At 56.8% G+C, this 13183-nt stretch carries 9 protein-coding genes; 6 read left to right on the top strand and 3 right to left on the bottom strand.

All coding sequences use genetic code 11. From position 1 onward, the window contains the following. Positions 1 to 5 precede the first annotated feature (5 nt). The 5 genes from J3362_RS12040 to J3362_RS12020 all read left to right on the top strand — a co-directional run bounded on the left by J3362_RS12040 (position 6) and on the right by J3362_RS12020 (position 6525). Complete coding sequence (locus J3362_RS12040; RefSeq protein WP_349519982.1) at positions 6 to 476, top strand: hypothetical protein; 471 nt, start codon at positions 6 to 8, stop codon at positions 474 to 476. A gap of 55 nt (positions 477 to 531) precedes the next feature. Continuing rightward, on the top strand, positions 532 to 1491 hold the full coding sequence (locus J3362_RS12035) for a helix-turn-helix transcriptional regulator (RefSeq protein WP_349519980.1): 960 nt from the start codon (positions 532 to 534) through the stop codon (positions 1489 to 1491). Between the two features lie 106 nt (positions 1492 to 1597). Further along, positions 1598 to 3751 carry a TonB-dependent siderophore receptor gene (locus J3362_RS12030; RefSeq protein WP_349519978.1) on the top strand — a complete coding sequence of 718 codons (2154 nt, stop codon included), beginning with the start codon at positions 1598 to 1600 and terminating at the stop codon, positions 3749 to 3751. 340 nt (positions 3752 to 4091) lie between these two features. After that, entirely contained in the window at positions 4092 to 5597 is a 1506-nt protein-coding gene (nhaB, locus tag J3362_RS12025; RefSeq protein ID WP_349519976.1) for a sodium/proton antiporter NhaB, read from the top strand. 181 nt (positions 5598 to 5778) lie between these two features. Beyond that, positions 5779 to 6525, top strand: a complete 747-nt coding sequence (locus J3362_RS12020; protein ID WP_349519974.1) for a substrate-binding periplasmic protein — start codon at positions 5779 to 5781, stop codon at positions 6523 to 6525. Positions 6526 to 6538: 13 nt separating this feature from the next. Here J3362_RS12020 and J3362_RS12015 read toward each other — a convergent pair whose 3' ends face one another. The 3 genes from J3362_RS12015 to J3362_RS12005 all read right to left on the bottom strand — a co-directional run bounded on the left by J3362_RS12015 (position 6539) and on the right by J3362_RS12005 (position 11609). Further along, a complete protein-coding gene (locus J3362_RS12015) occupies positions 6539 to 7225 on the bottom strand; it encodes a DUF3047 domain-containing protein (protein ID WP_349520939.1) in 687 nt (228 codons plus the stop codon). Positions 7226 to 7333: 108 nt separating this feature from the next. After that, positions 7334 to 8239 carry a response regulator transcription factor gene (locus tag J3362_RS12010; protein ID WP_053113353.1) on the bottom strand — a complete coding sequence of 302 codons (906 nt, stop codon included), beginning with the start codon at positions 8237 to 8239 and terminating at the stop codon, positions 7334 to 7336. Continuing rightward, a complete protein-coding gene (locus J3362_RS12005; protein ID WP_349519972.1) occupies positions 8226 to 11609 on the bottom strand; it encodes an ATP-binding protein in 3384 nt (1127 codons plus the stop codon). The genes J3362_RS12010 and J3362_RS12005 overlap by 14 nt, the downstream gene beginning before the upstream one ends. A 297-nt stretch (positions 11610 to 11906) precedes the next feature. Here J3362_RS12005 and urtA point away from each other — a divergent pair, with 297 nt between their 5' ends. Next, positions 11907 to 13178, top strand: coding sequence for an urea ABC transporter substrate-binding protein (gene urtA / locus J3362_RS12000; RefSeq protein ID WP_014578807.1), 1272 nt, complete (start codon positions 11907 to 11909; stop codon positions 13176 to 13178). Positions 13179 to 13183: the final 5 nt, after the last annotated feature.

Raw genomic sequence — 13183 nt, 5'->3', positions numbered from 1 at the left:
ACGTGATGGAATTTCTGTGTCCCAATCACCGCCAACAGTTCGCGGACCTGCCGCTGGAAGAACGCAAAGACCTCTGGCTGTTCTGGATGGAGAATGCCCACGACTGCAGTGAGCAGGGGCAGTGGCGGGATGTTATCTCTCTGGCTGGCAGCGCCTTCGATCTTGCTTGCCTGCACGGGCTGCGGGATGAATCCTGCATGCACATCGAACTGACTCTCTCAGCCATACTGGTCTCCCGGGCCCTTTCCGATCGCGGTGAGCGGGCCGGTATGGACGCGGTGATTCTCCGGGCACTGGAGAGCCTTCAGCACCCGGACTATGCCGCCCCCATCGACGGTTGCTGTGATATCCACGACTGCGTTTCTGTGCTTATAGATCCTTCACGGCACGCAGACTTTTTTGCTGACTACCTGAACTGGCCTTCCTTACCTTTCGTTCCACCAAAACGGGCAACTATGATACGGACGCTCCATTGACCTCGTAACCGGACAACAGAGGCATAGTTAGCAGAACAGGTTGGATAGGCGTGGAGTGGGCAGGTTGCACACATTCAGTCAGGCAGATTTCGAACGTTTCGGGCAGCTTTACGACATAGAATTTCGGTTTCCGGCCATCCAGGGCGACACCGGAAGTGATGACCGTATCGTTGCCCGGGGTGACATTGCCGAGTACAGCCTGGCATCGGGTTTTCGGTTTACGTTTTCTTCGCTTCAGGTACTCCAGGCGTATGAATCAGTCCCTTCTGGTCATGCGCCGTTGCTTGTGCTGGTCGTTCTGGATGGCACCGTTGAGCTTACCCTCGGGTCGGACGAACACGTTTTGTCACCGGGTAATGCTGTCAGCATGCAGCTGCACCCGGACTATCCGTTACGGGCGCACCAGCCTGAGCAAGAGCATCTGCAAATTGTGGCACTCGCTTTCGACCCACGCGGCGCAACATTGGGCCACGTCTCCTCCAGCTTACAAGACCTGACTATTCTTCCCCGGGTTCCCCTGCGCCAATGGAGTGTGCCCCACCCGTTCGAGGAGTTGCTGCGGACCCATGCACGCCTCACGATGACCGTCGCCCAAAAAAACCTGGTTTTGGAGGGCCTAGCACTGCAGCTTGCCGGACTGGGTCTGGTAGGCGAAGAGCATGAATCCCCGGATGTTCCGGTGGTTCCGGTCCAGCAACGTCAGCGACTTGAGCTCGTAAGGCAGCATCTGGAGTTCACCCCGGACCATGACCACACCCTAAAGGACCTCGCACAGATGGCTGCCATGAGCCCAAGCGGCCTGCGAGCGAAATTCCGGGCGATGTACGGAGTGCCGGTGTTCGACTATCTCAGAAAATGCCGACTTCGGTTGGCAAAGCATTATCTGGAGCAAGGCTTCAGTGTTGAACAGAGCGCGAACAGGGTGGGTTACACCCACGCGACCAATTTTTCGACGGCGTTTCGCCGAGAGTTCGGCTTTTCTCCCCGACAACGGGCGGCCAATCACAAGAAATAGCATTACGCATAGGTTTTTTGGCTTCTGGAATACCAAAGCTCGGATCTAAACAACAATAATTCGCATTACAATTAAACTTGTAAAGCGCGTTGTTTGGAGCTGATCAATGAATTCGTTACGTGATAATCGCCAGTACTTACTCCCGTCCGGCCTGGCCGTGGCCATAGCCGGGGTTCTGGCAAGCCCGATACTGTACGCGCAGGAAGCGAATATTACCGAGCTGGATGCCATTGAAGTATCGGCAGATGCCGCCGAACCGAGCGGCACCGCACCGAGTGATGGCTACACCGCAGAGGCGACCGTTACCGGCACGAAAACAACCACCAGCGTGGTTGAAACGCCCCAGTCCATTTCCACAGTCACAGCGGATCAGATCGAGGACCAGAACGCGGCCAACCTGGGCGAAGTTCTGCGTTATACAGCCGGCGCCCGAGGCGAGACCTTTGGTTTCGAGCCGCGCACCACGTTTCTGAGAATACGCGGCTTCGATGTGGCCACCAGTGGCTTGTTTCGTGACAACCTGAAACTGGCGAACCCCGGCTTTGCCGCCGGTTACAGCCTGGAGCCCTATGGCGCCGAGCGCATTGATGTGCTCAAGGGGCCTTCTTCCGTTCTGTACGGACAAGCCGGTCCGGGTGGGTTGGTGAACTATGTGTCCAAACGTCCTACTTTCGATACACGCAGAGAAGTGCGCGTTGAGGCTGGTACCAACGATCTGGTCCAGGGTCAGTTTGATATCAGTGGGGCGGTGAATGACAGTGATACCCTCGCGGTTCGCCTGGTAGGCCTGGTTCGCGACAGCGAAACCCAGGTGGATTTCGTCAACGACGACCGAAAGTACCTGGCCCCCAGCCTGACCTGGCAGCCCACGGACGCCACCCGACTGACGGTATTGGCGCACTGGCAGTACGACGATACCCAGCCATCTCAACGTTACCCGTTGCAGGGCACGTTGGAGCCAAATCCGAATGGCCCGATTCCTGACAACCGGTTTACCGGCGAGCCAGGGTACGATGCCTATGAGCGTCGCGAGAGTGCCATTGGTTACGAGTTTGAGCACCGCATCAATGACCAGATAGTTCTGCGTCAGAATGTCCGGGACTACCGTAACGATGTTGACGACCAGACCATCTACACCACCGGCTTGCTGGCGGATCAGAGAACCATTACCCGGTCACGCTTCGACAGTTTCGGTCGCATTGACGGACTGGCCATGGATAACCAGCTGCAGTTGACTGCCCAGACGGGCTCGGCAGAACATACCGTTTTGGTCGGCCTCGACCATCAGGATATCGATGTGTCATCCCGGCAGTTCTTTGGGGCCGCAAGTAACCTGGACATCTATGATCCTGTCTATGGGGCGCCTGTCCCTGATGCCCCATTGTTTAAAGACGAGGACGGACAACTCAAACAGACCGGCATTTACCTCCAGGATCAGATCCGGGTAGACCGTTGGACGGTTTCCCTTGGCGGCCGGTATGATGTGGCCCGTTCCGAGACACTCAATAATCTCACCGGCGCCACAGCTAGCCGGGAAGACGAGGCCTTCACTGGTCGTGCCGGTGCCAGTTACCAGTTCGCGAATGGCTTTGCCCCTTATGTGAGCTACATGGAGTCGTTTCTCCCCACCACAGGTACCGATGCGGCCGGCAACCCGTTCGAGCCCGAAACCGCACACCAATATGAGCTGGGCGTAAAGTACCAGCCCAATACGGACACGCTGGTGACACTGGCCTGGTTCGACCTGACCCGGGAAGACTACTTGACCACCAACCCAACCAGTTTTGCCAATGAGCAGAAAGGCGAGGCCAACTCACGAGGGTTGGAGGTGGAAGCCCGCACCCGTCTGTTCCATGCGCTGGATGTGATCGCCAGCTATAGCTATACCGATGCCGAGATCACCAAAGCCAGCAACCCGGTGGAAGAGGGCGAGCCGCTGGAATACACACCGGAGCATGAAGCGGCCTTGTGGGGAAAATACAGCTTCCGGGGCGGCATGCTGCAGGGCCTGGGGTTGGGCGCCGGTGTGCGTTACATCGGCGAGAGTTTTGGCGCGGCATTCAACGCGGCCAATTCCGCCCTGGAAGTACCGGATGTAACCCTTGTAGATGCCGCTGTTACCTACGACATTGGCCAGGTGTCGCTAGGCCTGCATGCCCAGAACCTGCTGGACGAGAAATACGTGGCAACGGCTTTCGACAGCTCGGGCACCTACGGCACCCGCCGTGAAGTCACAGGTTCGGTTACTTACCGGTTCTGATTACATTATCCTCCCGGCGCAGGGACGCGCCGGCTCCGACAAATTTTCTCAATAGACCCCATCAGTGCCCTTCTCCCAGAACATTTGTGTATTTTTTTCACAAAGCGACCTCACAGCCACGCAAATCGGTTAAAATACGCACGCTACATTTTTGTTGATCAAGTAATACTACGAAGATATCTGTGTTGATCAGCGCCCATTCCCCATTTGCTTGTTAGTAAGACCAAAATCGGTCTTCATTTTGTACCTTTGGCCTATACCCCGGTACGCAAATATCAAGGAAGATGCGGGCCTGCTGGCACATAATACCAATAACCCGTTTTCTCAGAAGATTTCCGTAATGCCCAATACCGTTATCTCCGGCTTTACCCACAATTTCCTTGGCAAGGCGCCCGTCTGGTACAAGCAGGTGATCCTGCTGTTTCTTGTCGCCAACCCAATTGTCATGTGGACGCTGGGGCCCGGAACGGCCGGCTGGCTTCTGATTGCAGAGTTTATTTTTACCCTTGCCATGGCCCTGAAATGTTACCCGCTTCTGCCCGGTGGCCTGCTGGCGGTAGAGGCACTGCTGATTGGCCTGACCACGCCGGATGCCGTGTATCTGGAAGTGCTCACCAACTTCCCGGTGATCCTGCTGCTGATGTTCATGGTGGCGGGCATCTACTTCATGAAGGAACTGCTGCTGGTGACGTTCACCCAGATTCTGGTGGGCGTGCGTTCCAAGTCGGCGTTATCGTTACTGTTCTGCAGCGCAGCGGCGCTGCTTTCGGCCTTCCTCGATGCCCTGACGGTTACCGCGGTTATTATCAGCGTGGCGGTAGGGTTTTACGCCGTTTACCACAAGGTGGCCTCCGGCAAGGGCTACCAGCACAAGGATCACAACGCCGGCAGCGACGACGAAGTAATCGAGCTGCACCGCGAAGATCTGGAAAATTTCCGGGCGTTCCTGCGCAGCTTGTTGATGCATGGTGCTATCGGTACCGCGTTGGGCGGCGTTGCCACCATGGTGGGCGAGCCCCAGAATCTGTTGATTGCCAAAGTCGTGGGTTGGGATTTTGCCGGCTTCTTCCTGCACATGGCGCCAGTGAGTTTGCCAGTATTGGCGGCTGGATTATTTACCTGCTGGGCCCTGGAGAAGCTGCGTTGGTTCGGCTACGGCGGGCGCTTGCCCAAGCCTGTGCGTAAGGTGCTGGAAGAATTTGCGGAGAACGAGCGGATTAAGCGTACCAAGGCTGATCAGGCCGCGCTCTGGGTACAGGCTGTTGCCGCTGCAATCCTGGTGGTGGGCCTGGCTTTCCATCTCGCCGAGGTCGGTCTGATTGGCCTGCTGGTCATCATCCTGATTACCTCCTTTACCGGAGTTACCGACGAGCACCAGATTGGTAAGGCCTTCCAGGAATCCCTGCCGTTTACCTCGCTGCTGGTGGTTTTCTTCGCGGTGGTTGCGGTGATTCACGAACAGCACCTGTTCAAACCGATCATTGACTACGTGCTGTCGCTTCCTGAAGCCAGCCAGCCAGGCATGTTCTTCCTTGCCAATGGTGTGCTCTCAATGATCAGTGACAACGTTTTCGTTGCCACCGTTTATATCAGCGAAGTGAAGCAGGCTCTGGACGCTGGAGCCATCAGCTATGAGCACTTTCAGAAGTTGGCGGTTGCCATTAACACTGGCACTAACCTTCCCAGTGTGGCGACTCCCAATGGCCAGGCCGCATTCCTGTTCCTGCTGACGTCTGCCATTGCGCCGCTGGTTCGTTTGTCATACGGCAAGATGGTGGTGATGGCGTTTCCCTATATGCTGGTGATGGGCGGAGTCGGCCTGTACATGGTTATTAACCATATTTGACATTCTGTTCGGATTTTTGCGCGCGGTGTCAGTGCAGATTCGTCCGGGTCTGTTAATCTTTGCCTAAACAGACTCCAACAATACGGATTCCATGCACAGAAACTGCCCAGTTCATCGTTCCTCAATGTCTGAAGCCATGCATTTGATCGGTGTTCGGCTTTGGATATTGCTGGCAGGTTTATTGTTTACTTCTGCCTCCCTTGCCGAGCCGGAATCCGTAGACAAGACTCTTCGCATTGCCTATGTGGAGTTTCCTCCCATCACGTACCAGGACAGCGATGGCAGCGCTGCTGGCAGTTTTATAGAGCTTACCCGGAAGATCGCGTTGGAGGCGGGTTACGAACCGGAATTTCTCTTATTGCCCATCAGCCGGGTATACCTGTACCTGCGCAACGGTCGGATTGACGTATGGCCAGGTTCCGCCAACGTTCCTGCGCTTAACGGTGAAGTACTCGAGACCTGGGTCACTCCCCTCGCGACCCAGCTCAGCGCCTGGTATTTGGAGGGAACCGAACCACTCACACATTTTGATCAACTGCAGGGCAAGACCGTCATCACGATAGGAGGGTACACCTATGGAGGGCTCTTGTACTGGCTGGAGGCGGAAGGCTCGATTGACGTCACCGAGGCCCCAAACTATCGGGCTGCTCTGGAAATGCTCAAGCTTGGCCGCGGACATTACCTGTTTGGCCATCGGGATCCGGTTCTGGAAGCCCTGACAATGCCCAAAGACGAGAAAATCCGTGAATCGGCGATCCGTTTGAGGAATCTGACCTGGCTGTTCTCGCTGGCCAACCCCCGGGCAGCGATACTGCGGGAAGAGTTCGATGATGCCTATATCCGTTTGGCTGAAAAGGGTGAAGTACCGCCGATACGAGAGGTTGGAGAGAGCTTTGTGATCCCCGGATTTCCCGAGCAATACCGTTAGTAGTGTTGAGGGCTCAGGAGCCGGGTTTAAGAAGGATATCACCATACCAGGCTGTGGCCTTCTCCCCGGTGTTGTCCGAATCCGACATGATGGCAATACCCACCACCGGTGGTGGTTCCTCGCCAAACGCTTCCCGATAGTCGGCCATGATATCCCGCTCCACCGTGACCCATTCGCCGACCTGTTCTGATCCGGAATTAACGGAAATCATCATGGTTTTTTCGGTGTACGGGTTGGGCACAATCTCGCCCTTCGGGAGAGTATTGGCCCAGATGTAGTTGAGGGCATTGCCCGGCAGGGACTCACCGAATAACACCTCGACGGTCTTGCGTTTGGCGCGCTCGAAAAACCCCGCCTTCTCGGGCTGGAACTCGAACGCCACATAGATTCTGGCCGGGTAATCGTCCCCGGACTTTTCCCGGGCATCCCCGTTTTCGAAGACATTCGAGACCTTCCAGCGCCATTGCAGAATCAGCGAATCGGTTGGCTCCAGCGTGACCCGTGCGATCAGTCCCGACGCACCGCCGTCCGTGGTCGCCCGCACGACCTGCTGACCGTCTTCGGTTGTCAGTTCATAGAGGCTGAGCTGATCTATTTTGGGGAATTCCAGAGGCTCCCAGCCATCATTCAGGGACTGCATTTCCGAGAAAGGTGTGAGCGGGGATGGTGTCTGTGCCAACAAGAGCCCTGACAGGCCCATCAGAACCAGCACTGATAAAAATGTGGCAGTTTTTCTCATCGCGCTTCTCGCTTTCAGGTTCACAGTACCCCGATGGACAGACGCTATGAGCAAAAGTGCCCGAGGCCATTACTGGATTGCCAGCAAGCGGATTGCACTGGCTGCGGCCGCCGTCCGGTTCTCTACGCCCAGTTTCCGGAATACCTGCTCCAGGTGTTTGTTAACGGTTCGGGGACTCATATCCAGGATCTGGCCTATCTCCCGGTTGGTCTTGCCGTTCGCGATCCAGAGTAACACGTCGGATTCTCTCAGTGTCAGCTCGAACCGTTGCCGCAAGGCTGCTGTTGCGCTGTTCTGGTTCTGTGGTGTTTTCAGCCTCAGCAGGTATTCCCGGTTATCCACAAGGGCAAGAAACTCTACCGTTCTGTCGATGCCCATGATTTCGACTGGCATGCTGTGGCCCGGCTCGGGACGATGGCCCAGCCATTCCTCCAGTCTGGCACGTACCTCGGGGAATTCGGGGTGCGCTGCGTCGGGCAGGTACTGGCAAACCTGTGGCGTGCCCCAGAGCAAATTCGCCTCGCGGTCCACCGCAAACAGGTTCTGACCGGCCGTATCCAGGGCGCTACGAGCACTGCGGGTCATGCGGGCGTTCGTCAGGTGTACATCCATTCTGGCCAGGAGTTCGGTGGTGTTAATCGGTTTGGTCACGTAATCCACGCCACCGGCGTTGAGCCCCATAACAACGTGCTCGGTATCGCTTAGACCGGTCATGAAGATGATAGGAATATCGGCGAACGCAGGGTTCTCTTTCAATCGACGACAGGTTTCAAAGCCGTCCATATGGGGCATCAAAGCGTCCATCAACACCACATCCGGGGTGATATTCTGGCTGATCGTAAGCGCCTGGTTTCCTTCCAGGGCAACGAGCACCGTCATACCTGCCTCTTCCATGGCATCGTTGATCATTCGAATGGAGTCGACTGCGTCATCTACGACCATCACGACAGTCTTCCGGTCATTATGAAGCTTCATGTTCGGCTACCTCGAGTAGTTCAAGAATTTTCTCAAACTGGAAATCGTTGGTGAGTCTGGTGAGCTCAATCGCAAAGGGTTCGGCTGCCTCACCGCTGTGTTTCAGGTCATGCAATGCCTCAAGCAGGCCTTTCCGGTGTCCGATCCGGGCCAGAGTGGCCAGAGCCAGGCGCTGCTCCATTTTGGGTAAAGGCAAAACGCCATGGTCGGGTGCTGGAATAGCCGCCATGGGATCCGGGCTCTTATCGAATCGCCAATTGAGATCCAGCACGCTGGCAATGGTGTCGAGCAACAGGTTCAGCCGAACCGGTTTGATGATGTAGCCATCGTGCAGACGCGGTGAGTCTGCGGCGTGGTGGCCCTCGTTAGCGTCGGCAGAGACCATCACGACAGGCATGGTGTGCTTGTGCTGTCGTAGCATTGCCAGGACTTCCCAGCCGCTTTGGCCCGGCATGGACACGTCGAGAAGCACAAGGTCAGGGCGTTCGGCCTCAACGGTTGCCAAAACCTGCAGAGCATTGCCAAGATCGACGATTTCAAAGCCCAGGGGCGAGAGCATGGCCCGCATGACCTGGCGGTGGGACACATCGTCATCCACCAGCAGTACTTTGCGCCGGGAGCCGTGGTAGCCGTAGATGCGCCTGGCCGGCATGGAGATTGAGCGGGGTGTTGAAGAATGCAGGCTTGATAGCATCAGGCTGACCCGGAAGACGCTACCCTGACCCAGTTCGCTCTCGACCGAAATATCGCCACCCATGATTTCCGTGAGCAGGCGGGTAATGGTCAGACCCAGGCCTGTGCCGGCCCGGCTTTGCCCCGGTGTCCGGATACGTTCGAAGGGTCGGAAGATGCGTTCCACATTCTCAGGGGCTATGCCTTCCCCGGTATCGCGTACGGTGAACTCGGCGACCTGACTGCGATAACGCAGGGTCAGGGAGACGCCGCCCCGATCCGTGTATTTGATGGCGTTGGAGAGAAGGTTGATCAGAATCTGGCGCAGCCGCTTCTCATCGGTGGTGACCATCTCCGGAAGCGGGTTGGGGCAGTGGTAATCGAAGGCCAGGCCTTTGTCTTCCGCCTGCAGGCGGAACATGGTTACCAGTTGCTCCATCAACAGCTCTATTCGAACCTGATCGCGGTGCAGGTCCAGCCGGCCGGCTTCAATTTTGGAAATATCCAGCAGCCCCTCAATCAGATCGGCGAGGTACTCACCGCTTCGGCGTATCACGCCGAGGGCTTCCTTGCGGTGGGAGGGAATGGTCTCGTCGTTTTCCATTAACTGGGCATAGCCGAGGATGGCATTGAGCGGGGAACGGAGTTCATGACTGATCCCCGTCAAATAGCGACTTTTCGCCCCGTTGGCGGCCTCCGCCTGTTCCTTTGCCTGCTGAAGAGCCTGGTCGGTCCGTTCGTGGGCGACGATCTCTTCCATCAGGAGGCGGTTCTGGCGTCGGGACTCTTCCTCGGCCACCACCCGGCTTTCGTGGGCGAGCACGAACAGCCAGCAGATCACGCCGGTTACGATCACCAGAATGAAGAACACTTTCCACAGGGTCACTGACAAAAGAATGCCTTCAGCGGGTGAAGCGACCGGCGTCTTGAAATAGATCAGGGACAGCAGCAGGCCGGAAAGGCCGTTGATGAGCACCAGCAGGCTCAGAAAATGCCCGAGCCTTGAGCGCAGACCGGCCAAAACCGGTTTTGGCATCAGGCTCCCGAGAAACTGGTTGAGCTGTTCCTGATATCCGGCCCCCGGTTTGCAGGCGTCTGCGCAACGGGCATCGAGTGAACAGCACAGTGAACAGATGGTGCCGTCGTACGCGGGACAATGGGTGAGATCTTCTGGTTCGAAGTGATGTTCACAAATCGTGCATTGCACGAGCTGATGATCAGTAGCGATGGGGACAAATGGCCGTGCTGTGTAGAAACGGCCACCGGTTTTCCAGGCGATCAGAGGCGCCATGATCAGCGCGACTCCCATGGCGATAAAATGGGACAGAGCCTCCGGATAGACGCCCAGTATGCCGGTGTGGCAGATGATGCCTACTACAGAGGCCGTCAGCATGGCACCAACCCCGACCGGGTTGATGTCGTACAGGTGGGCACGTTTGAACTCAATGTGTGCGGGACTGAGCCCCAGTGGTTTGTTGATCACCAGATCCGCCACCAGCGAACCAACCCAGGCAATGGCGACGATGCCATAGAAACCCAGGGTTTCCTCCAGCGCCCGGTAAACGCCCAGTTCCATCACCAGAAGGGCAATGGCGACGTTGAAAAACAGCCAGACAACTCGTCCGGGGTGGCTGTGGGTGAGTCGCGAGAAGAAGTTGGACCAGGCGATGGAGCCGGCATAGGCATTGGTAACGTTGATCTTGAGCTGGCAAAGAATCACGAAAATGCCCGCCATCGCCAGGGAGATCTCGGGCGAATGGGTAATGTAATTGAAGGCGATCAGATACATCTGGGTGGGATCAGCCGCCTCCGAGGCGGTAACGCCCTGTTTCAGGGCAAGAACCGCAAGAAAGGAGCCCGCCAGGATTTTCAACATGCCGATCACAATCCAGCCAGGTCCGCCTGCCATAACGGCGGCCCACCAACGTCGCTTTTCCCGGGCATTGCGGGGTTCTGGAATGAAGCGCAGGAAATCCACCTGCTCGCCGATCTGGGCAATCAATGAGAAAACCACAGCCGCCGCAGCCCCGAACATAACGATGCTGAAGCCACCGGAATCAACCGGGTTAAGCCCCTCGAACTGTGTCCAGTCGCTGACGGAAGAGGCATCCGCGTAAACAATGAAAACAAAGGGCACCAGTTGGAGAAAGATGAAGGCTGGCTGGGTCCAGACCTGGAACCGGCTGATCGTGGTGATCCCGTGGATTACAAAGGGAATGATCACCACGGAGCAAATCAGGTAGCCCAGGACTAGTGGAATCCCGAACAGCATTTCCAGCGCCATGGCCATGATGGCGGCCTCGATGGCGAAAAAGATAAACGTGAACGAGGCGTAGATCAGCGAGGTGATGGTGGAGCCTATATAGCCAAAGCCGGCACCGCGAGTCAGCAGGTCAATGTCGACGCCATAACGGGCCGCGTAGTAACTGATCGGGATGGCGGTGAGGAAGATCACCAGACTGACGGCCAGTATCGCGGCGACCGCATTGTCGAATCCGTAGTGGAGGGTAATGGAGCCGCCGATGGCTTCCAGCGCCAGAAAGGAGATGGCGCCCAGGGCTGTGTTGCTTACCCGGGCCGCGGACCAGCGCCGGGCACTCTTGGCGGTAAAGCGAAGCGCATAGTCTTCCAGGGTCTGGTTGGCTACCCACTGGTTGTAGCTGCGCCGAACCCGAAAAATATTCTGTCTTGCCGCCATGACTGCCTTGCCTTTGGTGTTTGAGTGCCCCGCGTTAGTGCAGCTTCAAGCTGAAATGCACCGGATGAGAAAGCCGGAACAATATCCGTGCCATAGACCGGTGCAGGGATGTTCTTCTTCTACATGCCTGCGTTTTTAGCCTGTCCTGTTGGTTACAGGAATGCGTCAAATGACGTAGCGCGCTGGGGCGATTGCCGAATGGGCACCTGTACGGGTGCCGAGCAGAATGATTCTCGTGGGCACTGTGCTTTCGAAGGGAAGCGCGGATCCGGACTTCAAAAACTGCGAGGAATCACCATGGATACGACAGATCAAGCCGCCAACGGGCGGTCGTTCGGTAAGGGACTGGGGCTGAAAAAGAGCCTGATGACGCTGGCGGCTTCCGTCATGCTTGCGACGTCGGCACAGGCGGCAGTGCCGGCCACAGCAGAGGTCAACACGACTGGTCTGGCGGTGACGGATGACACCGTTACGGTCGGCATTCTGCACTCCATCACCGGCACAATGGCGATCAGTGAGATTGGCTCGGTTCAGGCGGAAAAGCTGGCTATTGACCAGATCAACGCCTCCGGTGGTGTCCTGGGCCGCCAGATTGAATTCGTTCAGGAAGACGGCGCCAGTGACTGGCCGACCTTCGCTGAAAAATCCCGGAAGCTACTGCGCCAGGACAACGTTGCTGCGATCTTCGGCGCCTGGACCTCGGCCTCCCGCAAGGCCGTTCTCCCGGTTATCGAGCAATACAACGGTATGCTCTATTACCCCACCTTCTACGAGGGTCTTGAGCAGTCGCCCAACGTGGTCTACACCGGCCAGGAAGCGACCCAGCAGATCCTTGCCAGTATCGACTGGGCCGCAGAAACCAAGGGTGCCAAAAGCTTCTATCTGCTCGGATCGGACTACATCTGGCCCCGTACTTCGAACAAGATCGCCCGCAAGCACATCGAGGACAAGCTGGGCCTCAAGGTCTCTGGCGAAGAGTACTATCCGCTGGGTCACACCCAGTTCAACTCCGTCATCAACAAGATCAAGCTGCGTAAGCCGGACGTGATCTTTGCCTCGGTTGTCGGTGGCTCCAACGTGGCCTTCTACAAGCAGATGAAAGCGGCCGGTATCGATTTCACCGACGAAAAGCCCCTTCTGCTGACCATCTCTGTGACCGAGGACGAAATCCGCGGTATCGGCGGTGAGAACGTGGACGGCATCTACGCCTCCATGAAGTATTTCCAGAGCCTCGATAACCCCAACAACAAGGAATTTGTTGCGGCCTTCAAGGAAGCCTACGGCGATGACATGGTCATCGGTGACGTGACCCAGGCGGCTTATCTCGGCCCATGGCTGTGGAAAGCTGCGGTTGAAAAAGCCGGCTCATTCGACATCGACAAGATCCGTGAAGAGTTCGCAGGCATTGAGTTCACGAAAGCGCCAGAAGGTTACGTGCGCATCCACGAAAACCATCACCTGTGGTCCAAGACCCGCATCGGCCAGGCTCAACCTGACGGCCAGTACAAGGTTGTCTACGAGACCGAAGAACTGATGGAACCGGACCCGTTCCCGGAAGGCTACCAATAAGCCCG

Origin of the sequence: Marinobacter sp. NFXS11, assembly GCF_040148675.1 — a bacterium.
Classification (GTDB): domain Bacteria; phylum Pseudomonadota; class Gammaproteobacteria; order Pseudomonadales; family Oleiphilaceae; genus Marinobacter.
Note: the sequence above shows the minus strand (reverse complement) of the source record. Positions and strands in the feature narration are given on the sequence as shown.

Bases quoted from the DNA above. Each gene is read 5' to 3' on its own strand.
- J3362_RS12040 (WP_349519982.1), top strand. From the start codon at position 6: ATGGAATTTCTGTGTCCCAATCACCGCCAACAGTTCGCGGACCTGCCG.
- urtA (WP_014578807.1), top strand. From the start codon at position 11,907: ATGGATACGACAGATCAAGCCGCCAACGGGCGGTCGTTCGGTAAGGGA.
- J3362_RS12030 (WP_349519978.1), top strand. From the start codon at position 1,598: ATGAATTCGTTACGTGATAATCGCCAGTACTTACTCCCGTCCGGCCTG.
- J3362_RS12010 (WP_053113353.1), bottom strand. From the start codon at position 8,239: ATGAAGCTTCATAATGACCGGAAGACTGTCGTGATGGTCGTAGATGAC.
- J3362_RS12005 (WP_349519972.1), bottom strand. From the start codon at position 11,609: ATGGCGGCAAGACAGAATATTTTTCGGGTTCGGCGCAGCTACAACCAG.
- J3362_RS12015 (WP_349520939.1), bottom strand. From the start codon at position 7,225: ATGGGCCTGTCAGGGCTCTTGTTGGCACAGACACCATCCCCGCTCACA.
- nhaB (WP_349519976.1), top strand. From the start codon at position 4,092: ATGCCCAATACCGTTATCTCCGGCTTTACCCACAATTTCCTTGGCAAG.